This window comes from Pelorhabdus rhamnosifermentans (assembly GCF_018835585.1).
GTDB lineage: Bacteria > Bacillota > Negativicutes > UMGS1260 > UMGS1260 > Pelorhabdus > Pelorhabdus rhamnosifermentans.
In genome coordinates this window covers 1-13,233 of sequence record NZ_JAHGVE010000014.1, presented here as the reverse complement: position 1 = coordinate 13,233, position 13,233 = coordinate 1, and the positions used below count along the sequence as shown (strand labels likewise).

The 13,233-nt window shown below is 40.0% G+C and carries 11 protein-coding genes; 9 read left to right on the top strand and 2 right to left on the bottom strand.

Annotated elements, in window-relative coordinates; translation table 11 throughout:
* Positions 1 to 7 precede the first annotated feature (7 nt).
* A complete protein-coding gene (locus Ga0466249_RS15980) occupies positions 8 to 1,171 on the top strand; it encodes a M20 family metallopeptidase (protein ID WP_312889787.1) in 1,164 nt (387 codons plus the stop codon).
* Between the two features lie 352 nt (positions 1,172 to 1,523).
* Here the strand turns inward: Ga0466249_RS15980 and Ga0466249_RS15975 are convergent, their stop codons facing one another.
* On the bottom strand, positions 1,524 to 2,087 hold the full coding sequence (locus tag Ga0466249_RS15975; RefSeq protein WP_215830482.1) for a helix-turn-helix domain-containing protein: 564 nt from the start codon (positions 2,085 to 2,087) through the stop codon (positions 1,524 to 1,526).
* A gap of 175 nt (positions 2,088 to 2,262) precedes the next feature.
* Between Ga0466249_RS15975 and Ga0466249_RS15970 the strand changes: the two genes are divergently transcribed.
* The 6 genes from Ga0466249_RS15970 (at position 2,263) to cynS (ending at position 10,582) form a co-directional block, all read left to right on the top strand.
* Positions 2,263 to 3,888: an N-acyl-D-amino-acid deacylase family protein gene (locus tag Ga0466249_RS15970; RefSeq protein WP_215830481.1), complete on the top strand. Its 1,626-nt coding sequence runs from the start codon at positions 2,263 to 2,265 to the stop codon at positions 3,886 to 3,888.
* 9 nt (positions 3,889 to 3,897) lie between these two features.
* Complete coding sequence (locus tag Ga0466249_RS15965) at positions 3,898 to 5,022, top strand: alanine racemase (protein ID WP_215830480.1); 1,125 nt, start codon at positions 3,898 to 3,900, stop codon at positions 5,020 to 5,022.
* A gap of 33 nt (positions 5,023 to 5,055) precedes the next feature.
* Positions 5,056 to 6,429 carry a D-serine ammonia-lyase gene (gene dsdA, locus Ga0466249_RS15960; RefSeq protein ID WP_215830479.1) on the top strand — a complete coding sequence of 458 codons (1,374 nt, stop codon included), beginning with the start codon at positions 5,056 to 5,058 and terminating at the stop codon, positions 6,427 to 6,429.
* Between the two features lie 201 nt (positions 6,430 to 6,630).
* Positions 6,631 to 7,899: an MFS transporter gene (locus Ga0466249_RS15955; protein WP_215830478.1), complete on the top strand. Its 1,269-nt coding sequence runs from the start codon at positions 6,631 to 6,633 to the stop codon at positions 7,897 to 7,899.
* 44 nt (positions 7,900 to 7,943) lie between these two features.
* Positions 7,944 to 9,920: a methyl-accepting chemotaxis protein gene (locus Ga0466249_RS15950; RefSeq protein WP_215830477.1), complete on the top strand. Its 1,977-nt coding sequence runs from the start codon at positions 7,944 to 7,946 to the stop codon at positions 9,918 to 9,920.
* A gap of 218 nt (positions 9,921 to 10,138) precedes the next feature.
* Positions 10,139 to 10,582: a cyanase gene (gene cynS / locus Ga0466249_RS15945; RefSeq protein WP_215830476.1), complete on the top strand. Its 444-nt coding sequence runs from the start codon at positions 10,139 to 10,141 to the stop codon at positions 10,580 to 10,582.
* A gap of 76 nt (positions 10,583 to 10,658) precedes the next feature.
* Here the strand turns inward: cynS and Ga0466249_RS15940 are convergent, their stop codons facing one another.
* Positions 10,659 to 11,570 (bottom strand): DMT family transporter, encoded by a 912-nt coding sequence (locus Ga0466249_RS15940; protein ID WP_215830475.1) that lies wholly within the window; start codon positions 11,568 to 11,570, stop codon positions 10,659 to 10,661.
* Between the two features lie 208 nt (positions 11,571 to 11,778).
* Here Ga0466249_RS15940 and Ga0466249_RS15935 point away from each other — a divergent pair, with 208 nt between their 5' ends.
* Both Ga0466249_RS15935 and Ga0466249_RS15930 read left to right on the top strand, forming a co-directional pair.
* A complete protein-coding gene (locus Ga0466249_RS15935) occupies positions 11,779 to 12,609 on the top strand; it encodes a helix-turn-helix domain-containing protein (RefSeq protein ID WP_215830474.1) in 831 nt (276 codons plus the stop codon).
* Positions 12,610 to 12,641: 32 nt separating this feature from the next.
* Positions 12,642 to 12,947: a DUF6506 family protein gene (locus Ga0466249_RS15930; protein WP_215830473.1), complete on the top strand. Its 306-nt coding sequence runs from the start codon at positions 12,642 to 12,644 to the stop codon at positions 12,945 to 12,947.
* Positions 12,948 to 13,233: the final 286 nt, after the last annotated feature.

Here is a 13,233-nt window from a genome sequence, read left to right as displayed (position 1 = left end):
ATAAAAAGTGGAGCAGCAAAAAAAACAATTGGCTTTTCAATTTGTAGAGGATCATCGGCAAGAAATGCTGTCATTGTGGCAGGAACTTGTCAACACGGAAAGTGGCTCGAGTGAGCAAGCGGGAATAGCAATGATTGCCCAAAAGGTAAAAAAGGTGCTGGCTGATGAAGGGGCAAGCATTCGCCTTGCTGAATTCGAAAAAGCCGGTAATACGCTAGTAGGCGAAATTGGGGTAAATCGGTCTAAATCCGGTGTAATTTTTATGGGGCATATGGATACGGTTTTTTCGACAGGTACTGTTGCTACAAGGCCTTTTACAATAAAGGACGGCAAGGCCTATGGACCTGGCGTTCTTGATATGAAGGGAGGAATTGTTGCCTTTCTTTATGCCATTAAAGCACTTCAGGCGGCTGGCTATAACGCGCGACCCATTAAGGTCATTTTGGCCGGAGATGAAGAGGTGGGGCATGAGAATTCCAATGTGGCAACGTGTATTGTTGAAGAAGCGAAAGGATATGCGGCGGCATTTAATTGTGAAACAGGGTTTGCTGACGATGGGATTGTCGTCGGACGCAAAGGTTCAGCAAGGTTTACTTTGGAAGTCCATGGAGTGGCTGCTCATGCCGGGAATGATCCTGAAAATGGTCGGAATGCTATTTTAGAAATGGCACATAAAGTGATTGCCATTCAGGGGCTGAATGATAATGAACAGGGAACGAATATTAATGTCGGTGTGATTCAAGGCGGCACCGTGCCGAATGCTGTTCCGGATTATGCAAAAATTATTGTCGATGTGCGTTATACTCAGCCAGAGATATTGGATAAACTGGCAAAACAAATTCATGAAATTGCTGCGAAAGTTTGTGTGGAAGGTACAACGACTGTTGTTACTTTAAAACCGGGAATTCAAGCCATGCAAACAACAGAGGGAGTCAAACAATTATTTTCTCTAGTCGAAAAAACTTATGCGGAAAATGGTTTTGGCACTCCTTATCCGAAAAAGGTGGGCGGCGGTGCCGACTCTGCCTACACAGTCATAGCTGGCGTACCTACGGTTTGTGCCATGGGTGTTAAAGGTGGACGCAATCATAGTCCCGAGGAATATGCCATTGTAGAAACACTGTTTGAAAGAGCCAAGCTATTAGCGGCCTGTGTGCTGAATTTAAATTAAGGAGAAAGCTCATGGAAAAGAATAATCAAGAAAATCTTAAAGTGACATGGAAATCGCTTTGTTTATCATGGTAATTAGCTAATCAAGGTGTAGTGTAGAAATATTAGAAAATCTATAAGTAGCCACAAACCTTCCAAAGATTTTTCAGGGTTTGTGGCTACTTTTTGATATTCAAATTATTAGTGAGGAGAAGGGTTGTTAAGAAAATAAGTTAAGGATATTTTCAGAAATAATTAAAAATAGCAAAGAAAATTCTTGAAAAAAAAAAGGCATAATGCTAATCTTTAATTATACTTAAAAAAATTATAAATAATAAATAATCACACAAAATTTTTTTTTTAGTATCAATTGTTCAAAAGGTCGGTGGAGTTACTGCAAAAATAACCATAGCCTCTTCGTTGGTCTGATTTTCCCATTTATGCTGAATTCCAGGTGGAATTCTTACGCTGTCACCGGTATCTAGCAATACAGGCTTGTCCCCTAAATATAAAATTAATTTGCCTTCCAATACATAGGCTACTTCTTCCCCATTGTGTGCAAATAGGTTATGAAACGACAGTGAATGGGGTTTTAGTTTCATCAGTGCCATTTCAATGGCTCCACTTAAGTCGGGAGTCAGTAGGGTGTATTCTAATTCTTTGTCTGGGAGCATGATTTTTTTTCCCGTACCCGCTTTGACAATTAAATCATTTGTTGTGAATTCATCTAGAAAGAAGGTGAACAAAGGAACATCTAATGCAGACGCAATGGCCCGCAGTGTGTTTAGTGAAGGGTTTATGTGGCCTTTTTCAATCTGGCTTACCAAAGAGGAGGACAAGTTAATTTTTTCCGCTAATTGGCGAAGCTTAATATTTTTGTTGGTGCGAATCGTTGAAATTAATTTACCAAGTTTTTGATTTTCAATTAAGGTACTCATGCAGAAATTTCCTCCAAGTCGAAATTTATAAGTGTTAACATTCTTCGTTTAGTATTTATATTCCTATCAAGAAAAATTACGAAAATAATACTTATTTCATAAGCTATTTAAGCGGGAAAGTGTCTATTTGGTAATAACAGTTTAGTACAAAAGAGTTTGAGGAGGGAATAAATAAATGTTAGATCTTAAGATAATTCATGGACGTATTATTGACGGAAGCGGCAGGCCGGCATACGCAGGTGACGTCGGAGTTATTCATGATAAGATTGTGACGATTGGCGACTTGCGTGATCAAGAGAGTGTAGAAACGATTGATGCTGCTGGCAATATTGTAGCTCCTGGTTTTATTGATATGCATACCCATTCGGACTTGTCTTTTAAGTATGACAGGCGAGCTAGTAGCAAGCTTTATAGTGGGGTAACTACGGAGGTCATTGGAAATTGTGGAATTTGTGTAGCGCCGGTTCGGGAAGAAAATAGACAACTCTTAATTGATTACTTGGGTACCCGTCTTATTGGTTCAATTCCTGTCAATCTTGAGTTGCCGTGGACAAGTTTTAAGGAATATTTAAACTGGTTTGATGATAATCCTCCGTCAATCAACCTTGCTCCACTTTTGGGGCAAGGTGTTGTTCGAATTGCCGTGATGGGATTTGCAAAAGGAATGCCCACTGCAGCAGAATTAAAGGATATGCAACAGATTACTGATATCGCTATGTCTGAAGGCGCCTTGGGATTAAGCTCTGGTTTAGTATATCTTCCGGGTGAATATTCTTCCAAAGAGGAAATTGCAGAATTATGTAAAGTAATGATCCCTTATCAAGGTATCTATTGTACCCATATGCGCACCGAAAGCGATGGCATCATGGATGCGATTGACGAAGCTCTTTGGATTGGCGGAACGGCAAAGGTTCCGGTTCATATTTCTCACTTGAAACTTTTGAGCCAAAATATGCTGGGCAAAACAGATTTGGTATTGGAACGGATGGCACAAGCAGAGCGCTCAGGTATTGAGGTAACTTATGATATTTATCCGTATACTGCAGGACTAACCTCTCTTTCGGCTTGTTTACCTCCTTGGATCTTTGAAGGGGGAGTTGCTAAGATGATTGAACGCTTGCAAGATCAAAGCATTCGTAGCAGAATTCGTAAAGAAATTGCAGAAGGTTTACCTAATTGGCAGAATTTTGTCAAATCAGCGGGCGGATGGGAAAAATTCTTTGTGTCATCTGTGCGCAGTGAAGAGAATAAACATCTTGAAGGGAAGTTTATAACAGAAATTGGTGAACTACAGGGGAAAGATCCTTATGATGCAGCTTTTGATTTGCTCATTGCAGAAAATGGCCGGGTTCAAATGAATTATTATGCTATGTTGGAAGAAGATGTCATGACCTTCTTACGTCAACCGCGGGCTATGATTGGGTCAGATGCCATGAGCTTATCGGCGGAAGGTATCTTGTCTTTTGGCAAACCTCATCCTCGGGCGTTTGGCACTCCAACGAGATTTTTGGGCCGCTATGTACGTGAAAAGAAGATTCTTTCCTTTGAAGAGGCTGTCAAGAAAATGACGGGCTTGCCTGCCACGAGATTGGGAATTAAGGCCAGAGGTTTTATTAAGGAAAACTATTATGCCGATATTGTAATATTTAATCCCGACACGGTTCAGGATCTAGCGACTTATGCAGAACCCAAACAATATTCGCAGGGAATTGAGGCAGTGATTGTTAATGGACAAGTTATTGTTGAAAAAGGTGCGCATAACGAAGTTTATGCGGGATGCGTTTTAGGCAGATCACTGTGAGGTGCAAAAATGAAAAAACTAGCTGAATTAATGACCCCTAATTTTTTAATCGATTTGGATAAAATGGAACGAAATATTCAAGACATGGGCGCTCTTTGCGAATCAAACGGTAAAAAACTGTGTCCAATGGTCAAAACACATAAAAGTTCTGAGCTTGCTAAACTGCAGGTGCAATACGGTGCGACTAGTTTTTTAGTAGGTACAGTTGCTGAAGCGGAGCAACTCGTAAAGTCTGGGCACAAGGAGATTGTATTCGCTTATCCCATTGCAGCAGAGGAAAATATTATGAGAGTTATTGAACTTGCTCAAAAGTCTCATGTTACTTTAAGCTTTGATGGGGTCGATGCGGCAGGACAATTTGAAGAACAGTTAATAAAAAAACACATCGTGTTGGATTACCTAATTATTATTGACTGTGGGCTTCATCGTTTCGGAGTGCTTCCAGAGAATATTGTGGAACTTGCGCAGCAGTTAAAACAATTGGGCCATTTGAATTTTAAAGGGATCGCCACGCATCCGGGACAGGTATACGGAGCAAGTAATAGAGCTGAAGTGGAAGCGGTGGAAAAAGCAGAAATACATGCATTGGAAGAAGCCAAGAGACGGTTAAATCGGGAAAAGATTGAAGTGGAAATTGTTGCTACGGGTAGTACACCGACTGTAGCAGCAATAGCTAAAAATCAAACGATTACGACAGTGAGACCTGGAAATTACATCTTTTATGACGCTATTCAAGTAGCTTTGCATGTAGTGCCGTGGCAAAGGTGTTCCTTAACTGTTTTAACAACAGTTATTTCTCAACCGAGCAAGGATGTTTTCATGGTGGATGCCGGAACAAAATGCTTTGGTTTAGATAAAGGTGCTCATAGCGTAGCCTTATTGAGTGGCTATGGTATTGTAAAAGATCATCCCGAGTTAATCGTAGAAAGTTTATCCGAAGAGGTCGGCAAAATAAGAGCTATTGGAAGTACAAATTTAAAAGTGGGGCAGAAGATAGAAGTTATACCTAATCATGCCTGTTCATCAGCGAATATGACAAGCTTTTTTATTGGACATAGAAAAGGTCTGGTCGAAAGAATGATTGCCGTAGACGCTAGAAGGAATGCTTTCAGAGAGACTTCGCTGATCTTGTAATGGACGAGAAAAAATAGAAATGGGGAAAGAAAAGTGCTAAGTAAGATTTTAGGAAAGAATGCTGATGAATGGAAACAGGATTATCCACTTTTAGAACAATTGATGGCAACGCAGGAAGTCTTTTGGGTTAATCCGCTGTATGAAAGTGGTTGTAATCGAGTGATTACACCATTATTAGGTGACAAAGATATTGATGATGCCGAACAGAGACTGGCTCGGTTTGCACCATATATTGCAAAAGTTTTTCCAGAAACGAAAGGTTCTAATGGCGTGATCGAATCACCGCTAATAGAAATTAGCAGTATGAAGCAGCAAATAGAAAATCTTTATCATCAAGAAATGAGTGGAAGATTATATCTGAAGTGTGATAGCCATTTGCCAATTTCAGGGTCCATCAAGGCACGTGGCGGGATTTATGAGATTCTCAAAGTTGCAGAAGATATTGCAATCAAGCAAAAAATGTTAACTCAATGTGATGACTATTCGATTCTGGACAGCGAACAATTTAGGAACTTGTTTTCTCAGTATACCATTATTGTAGGGTCAACAGGTAATTTGGGCTTAAGTATCGGTATCATGAGCGCTGCACTAGGTTTTAACGTGATCGTTCATATGTCTGCAGACGCAAAACAATGGAAAAAAGATATGCTTAGAGCAAAAGGTGTTACGGTTATAGAGCATCAATCCGATTACGGTAAAGCAGTGGATGCAGGTAGACAACAGGCGCAGCAAGATCCAAATAGTCATTTTGTGGATGATGAAAATTCTCAAGACTTATTTCTTGGTTATGCTGTTGCAGCAAAACGTCTAAAAAAGCAGTTGGATGAGCTACAAATTCTTGTTGACGAAGATCACCCTTTGTTTGTATATCTCCCCTGTGGTGTGGGCGGTGGACCTGGTGGCGTTACTTTTGGCTTGAAGACAGTTTATAAAGATTCTGTCCATTGCTTTTTTGCTGAGCCGACACACTCGCCAGCTATGCTGATGGGGTTAATGACAGGGTTGCATAATAAAGTATCTGTTCAGGATTTTACCATAGATAATGTAACGGATGCCGATGGTCTTGCTGTCGGTAGACCGTCGGGTTTTGTTGGAAAGACGCTTGAAAAGGATATTAGTGGCGTAGTTACTGTACAAGATAAACAATTATATCGCTGGCTTGGAATGTTGGCTGACTCCGAAAAAATATGTCTTGAGCCATCTGCATTAGCTGGTTTTGCTGGAGTAATCAAATTGTTTACAGAATCTGGCGGAAAGAAATATTTGGAACAAAGCCACCTTTTGTCTCAGATGAAAAATGCCACGCACATTGTCTGGGCTACTGGGGGAAGCATGGTCCCTAAGGAAATGATGGATTGTTTTTATCATAAAAGTGAGGAAATAAGTCGCAAGGGGAAAAATGGATGAACGGTAAATCATTACTTATGATAGTTAAGTTGTGATTGTGGCTAATATTATTTTTGATGATACTCTCATTTATATTGATGGCAAAGAAGTCTATTTATCATCGGTTTTATAAACTTTTCTATGTCTGCTTGTATTTTATTGGAAAAGTATAATTACGGAGTCTGCAATTATCAACTTTATCCATATGGGAGGAAAGTATCAATGAAAAATATTTTAATAAAAGCAAATAATTTTACTGGCAAATATCTGGTTTTTGGTCTTCTATATGTTGGTTATTGTATTTGTTATATGGATCGTGCCGCAATTAATATTGCTTTAGCATCGATTGGGAAGGAATTTAGTTTAAATCCTTCTGCAATGGGAGCTGTGTTAAGTAGCTTTTTTGTAAGCTATGCGTTGATGCAATTGCCAGGAGGATGGCTTGCTGATAAGTTCGGTTCTAAAAAAATCATACTGTTTTCTTTATTTTTTTGGTCGCTCTTTACATTGTCTACCGGATTGGCATGGTCGTTAGCTGCATTAATTGCGATACGCTTTCTATTTGGTATTGGTGAGGGCGCCTGGCCTTGTGCTTGTTTAAAGGCACTTGCTGAGTATTTTCCTAAGGCCGAACGTCCTAAAATGACAGGAGCGATTATGTCTTCCAACTATGTGGGAAGTGCTATAGCTCCCATGATTATAGCTCCTATGTTGCTCTATTTTGGCTGGAGGCATATGTTCTATACGATTGGAATCCTTGGCATTGCTTTTGTTTTTGTTTATTGGTTTATTGTGCGGCCTGCTGGAAAAGAAAAAATAGAGGAAAGTGATGAAAGTGGCAAAAATAATGTAAATTCTTTTCCAAAGGTTAATATGAAGACTTTATTAAAAATGCCTGTTATGTGGCAGTTAGTTATTGCTTGGTTTGCTTTAAGTTTAGTGAATAAAGGCTTAGATTCATGGATGCCAACGTATTTGTTGACTGTACGCCATTTGGATTTGAAAGCAATTGGTCTTTTGACACCGTTGCCTTTTATTGCTGCAGGAATATCGACAGCAATTGGCGGTTGGGTGATGGATCGTTTTTTTGATGGAAAAGAGAAATATTTATTGTTTTTTAGTGCAGCATTAACGGCTTTTTTTCTTTACTTCATGTTTACGGCGCAAACAGTGATGATGGTGATTTTGTTTCAAAGTTTAGTGTATTTCTTTAAATGTTTTGTTTTTGCTTCCGTATTGGCTCTGCCGATGAAGTTACTGCCTGGACATGTTGTGGGTTCGGCTACAGGTATGATTCAATTAGGAGGGCAGTCAGCTGGTTTTGTTTCTCCAATACTTATCGGACTGATGATTAGTGCTTTTGATGGTTCCTATGATGCAGCATTTTGGTTTTTAATTGGGGCGTCTTGTTTGTCGGCGCTGGCAAGTCTTACTATGAAAAACGGAAAAATCATTCTTTGTAAAGCTGAGTCAAAAAGCCCTAACATTTGAAAGTTTTTCTGATAGGCAATGATTTTGATAAGGCGGTGGGATAATTGTTGAAAAGTATTCAGGCAAAAATGACGATTATGATGTTGGCTATTTGTTTAGGGTCCCTTGGGTTACTCGGGGGGATCAATTACTGGCGGGCATTGGGAATTATTACTGACAACGTTACGCAAAATATGCAGCAGCAAGCCACTGTATCCGCTCGGGATGTCGGAAATTGGTTAGATACACGCAAGGCGGAAATCTCTTTTATTTCTTCAGCACCTGAGATACAAAGAGGACAAGCTCAGGAAATTTTTCCCTTTCTTTTAAATATTGCCAAGGATCATCCTTTATATGGAATTATGGGCTATATTTACCCCGATGGCACGACTATTAGTACATTGGGAAAGCCAGTTAATCTGGGGGACAGAGAATATTTTAAGCGGGCTATAAAAGGGGAAATATGTGTTTCCGATCCGCTGATTGCTAAATCCGGCAGTGATTTGCTTTCCGTTATTGCTGTTCCAGTTAAGGTAGATGGCAAAGTAACTGGCGTGGTATATGGGAGCGTGAATGTGCAGGGCCTTACTCAGCAGGTACTGGAAATTAAAGCTGGAAAAACGGGCTATGCCATGCTAACTCAGGCAGATGGATTAAGAATTGTCCATCCTGATCCGGAAATAGCTATGAAAGACAATCCTTTGAAGAATCCGAATCTCTCATTAGAGCAGAAAGCAATGAACGAACATATGGTGGCAGGAGATACAGGTGTCGTTAGAATCGCTGATAAAGGGGTAGAAAGTTTTACTGCTTATGCACCTGTACCTGGCGTCCATTGGTCGTTAGCAGTGACCGTACCGGTGTCGGAGATGACAGGTGTTATTTCGTCACTTACAGTCCTATCACTGGTAACCATTGTGATTGTCTTAATGATGGCTGCACTGCTTATTGCTTGGTATGCGCGAAAAATTGCCGGGCCTATTAAAAAAATTGAAGTAGTGGCGAATCAAATTGCCGAGGGTGATATCAGACCGTTAGAACTGAATATCTCTTCGGAGGACGAGATTGGACGTCTCAGTCAAACTTTTGTTAAAATGACAAAAAATTTGCGTCAGTTAATTCAACAAGTTTTAGGGGTTACAGATCAGGTCGCGGCATCGTCGGAAGAACTGACAGCGAGTGCAGGGCAGTCGGCTCAGGCGGCAAATCAGGTGGCCGGCTCTATTACAGCAGTCGCGGAAGGGGCGACTAGTCAGTTGAAAGCGGTGGAGAATTCGTCGACAGTGATTGAACAGATGGCGAGTCATCTCCAACAGGCTGTTACAATGAGCAATAAAGTTGCTGGGAAATCTGTGCAGGCGCATGAAAAAGCGACGGAGGGCCGTCAGTCTGTTTCCGAGGCTATTACACATATGACACAAATTCGTGAAACCGTCGATTCTTCAGCGCAAATCGTAGAAAAATTAGGGGAACGTTCCAAGGAAATTGGTCAAATTGTGGATGTGATTGCGAGTATAGCCGGTCAAACAAATCTTTTGGCATTGAATGCAGCGATTGAAGCAGCACGGGCCGGCGAGCAGGGGAAAGGCTTTGCCGTTGTAGCCGAAGAAGTGCGTAAATTGGCTGAACAGTCACAGGAGGCAGCCAAAAAAATCGCCGAATTAATTGGTGTGGTTCAAACAGATACCAATCAGGCTGTTACTGCGATGGCTGTGGGCACCGATAAAGTAAAGATTGGGGCGGAAGTGGTTGATACTGCCGGAAAAGTTTTTCAAGAAATTGAGGCTTTAGTAATGGAAGTTTCAGATCAAGTCAAAGAAATAACTGCAGTGATTCAGCAAAATGCAGTGAATAGTCAGCAAATTGTTTCTTCTGTCAAAGAAATTGATGCTTTAAGTAAAAAAGCTGTGGAGGAAACTGAAACAGTTTCTGCTGCTACACAGGAACAATCGGCATCGATAGAGGAAATTGCTTCTGCGAGTCAAGTACTTGCGAATATAGCGAAAAATCTTCAGCAAGTTGTGAGCAAATTTCAAGTGTGACAGCTATCTTTATCTATTGATTCTTTCCAATGGAAGGATTAAGATAGGAATAAGATAGTTGATGAAAAAGTTACAGTTAAATAGTGGATTCATTGACAACGGTGTCAGTACAGACAATATTCTGTAGTGGCACCGTTTTATTTTATATTGACAAAAAGGAAACTGATACTATAAAGAGGAAATTTATACTAGAATTCCAGAGTGAGAGGATGAGGAATATGGACAGACAAACGGTAGCTCAAAAAATTCTTGAGGCGAAGGCAGCCAAAGGTTTGACTTGGGCCGAAATTTCTGCGCCAAGTGATCATTCCGAATGCTGGGTTGTGGCAGCATTATTGGGGCAAGCTACTATGTCTCAGGCAGAAGCAGAAACAGTTGGCAATCTCTTAGATTTAGACGAAGAAGTGGTTACTTCCTTAACTCAGATTCCTTATCGAGGTGCGGAGGTGCAAATGCCACCAACGGACCCGCTGATTTATCGCTTTTATGAAATTGTCATGGGTTATGGTTCTACTTTTAAAGAACTGATACAAGAAAAATTTGGTGAGGGTATTATGAGTGCTATTGATTTTGAAATGGATATTCAGAAAAAAGAAGATCCCACGGGGGATCGCGTTATCGTTACTTTAAACGGGAAATTCTTGCCTTATAAGAAATGGTGAAAAAAGTAGCTGGCTATTTTTTTTGAAGGGTCTATTGCTGTTCTTTTATTGCAGTATCCTTGGATCCGAATGAAAGTTAATGTTTGATGAGTTTTGACAGAGATGTATCATGGTGTAACTGAAAGCCTTTTACTTGAGAGAAGAGTATGCCACTCATTATCAGTATGCAGCCGAAAAATTCTTGAAGCCCTAATCGTTCATTAAGTATGAGATAGCCGCCTATGGCAGCAAAGACCGTTTCCATGCTAAGAATAATGGCAGCATGAGCAGGAGAAGCATGTTTTTGTCCTTCAATTTGCAGTGTATAAGCAACACCAACGGAGCAAATGCCTCCATATAGAATGGGAGCACTTGCTTGGATGATGCCTGTTATTGTGATGGTTTCATAGAACAAAGCTGTGGCCAGACTGAGCAATGAACAAGTGAGAAATTGAAAAAAAGCTAATAATAAGGTGTTTACTTTTAAAGAAACGTGATCAATGAATAAAATATGTAGGGCCCAGAACAAGGCACCAACTAATTCAAAACAATCGCCGTATGAAATGGTGAGGCTTTCTTTTACACAAAGAAAGTATAGGCCTGTTACAGCAAGGAATGAGCCAATCCAATTATTGATTGTCATGCGTTGTTTTAGGAATATACCGAAGAAAGGCACAAGTATAATGTAAAGGCACGTGATGAAAGCTCCTTTGCCTGCTGTCGTATAAATCATGCCGATTTGCTGCAACGAAGCGGCGCTAAATAGGATGATTCCGGCGGTTATTCCAGCGTGCCAGTCCTTTTTAAATTTATCATGGGCCTGCGTTGAAAGGAACAGACTATTTTTGTGAAACAAGATGAGCGGGATTAATGAGAGGCTTCCTAAGGCAAAGCGTACACCATTAAACGTAAAGGGCCCTAAGTAATCCATGCCGACACGTTGCGCAACGAAGGCCAAGCCCCAGATTGCGGCTGCAAGTAAAAGTAAAAAATTTGATCGAGCTGCCAAATTACAACCTCCTAAAAAAGTTGTTAAGAATATCTGCTTATTGTAACTCTTTTCGTTTCGTTCGGTCAACTTTTTCCGTATAGATAAACCGGTAACTGCCAGGGCAATATACAGATAAGGTCGGACGTGTCGATTTTTTACAATCAGGCTGCGCCAGTTTATTGTATAATTAGTATGCAGATAAAATTGTAATGGCAGGGATCGGCTAATGAGATTATGTAAGTTAGTACCGAATCAATGTTTGCGACCTTATGTCAGTCGTTATTGGGTATGGGAGAATGAATCGGTTTTACCGAAGATTTTTTCCGGTACAGGTACGGAATTAATGTTTCATTATGGTGAATCACTCACAGGAACGAACCAGTCGGGTAAGGTTTTTACCTTGCCTAAGTGCTATATTATGTCGCCGCGTTTTCAGTATTATCAACTTTATCCTGGCAATCAACTTGGCTTTATTTCGATTCGGTTTCGTGCCGGGGCCTTTCGCCATTTTTGCAAGAATCCAGTTACTGAGTTCGTTGACTCATTTGTTGATATTGAAGAGTTATGGGGGAGCAAAGGACTGGAATTTAAACAACAAGTGATGGTGGCCGAAAATCTCCAACAGCGTATCGCAGTTATTGAAAAGTTTCTGATGTGCTTTTTAATTCAATACTATAAAAGCGAACAAAGTTTGGATACAGCGATCCAAACTTTATTATATGATTATAAAAGCGTAAGACTTCAAGATCTCTGTAGAAATTTATTTCTTAGTCAGCGGCAATTGGAAAGGAAGTTTAAAGAAGCTGTAGGAGTTACTCCCAAAGCTTTTCAGAAAATCTCCCGTTTTGAAGCAGTAGTGAAACATTTATTACTTTGTCGAAGTAAAAATTATTTAGATGAAGCACTTGGACAAGGATATTATGATCAATCACATTTTTTAAAAGATTTTAAAAATTATATTGGTGAATATCCAACCTCATTTTTGCAGGAAGAAAATTTTATGTCGCATTTTTACAATGAAAAATTGCCAAATGGAGCTAGAATAGATTATGGATGATACAATCAAATGATGAAAAGGGGAAGGTTAGTATGGCTTTTAAAGCAGCGTTTATTTTTATTGCGCCGGAAAATGATAGTAAGGCTCATCAGGCAGTGATTTCTGCCCCTGTTGTAGAGTTGCATGTTGTAGGTGTGAAAAATTATGATGAAGCGGTACATATTGCGAAAGAATTAGTTGAGCAGGGCGTTAGTGCAATCGAATGTTGCGGAGGATTTGGTGTTGAGGGGGTGGCGCAGATTAAACAGGCTGTAGGAGATAAGGCAGCAGTTGGTGTTGTAAGATTTGATACTCATCCAGGACTCGAATACAAGAGTGGTGATGATCTTTTTAAGTGATACTTAATGCAATTCAATAGTAGTAGGCTAATTTTTGCTGAATTCTCTTTTTTTATATGGAAAATAAAACGAAATATTCCAAGCCTTGACTTTCCATATTGATTTAGTATAATAAACTTAATATATTTTACGAACATTTTTGGCAACGGCGCCGATAGCTGAGCTTTTGGTGCCGAAAAAAGCTGGCTAATAGGCCAATGTCATTAAGATAATGCATAGAGTATGAATCCCCAAAAGAACCGAGTACGAAAAAAGCGTACCCGGTTCTTTTTTTGTACAAAAAGGT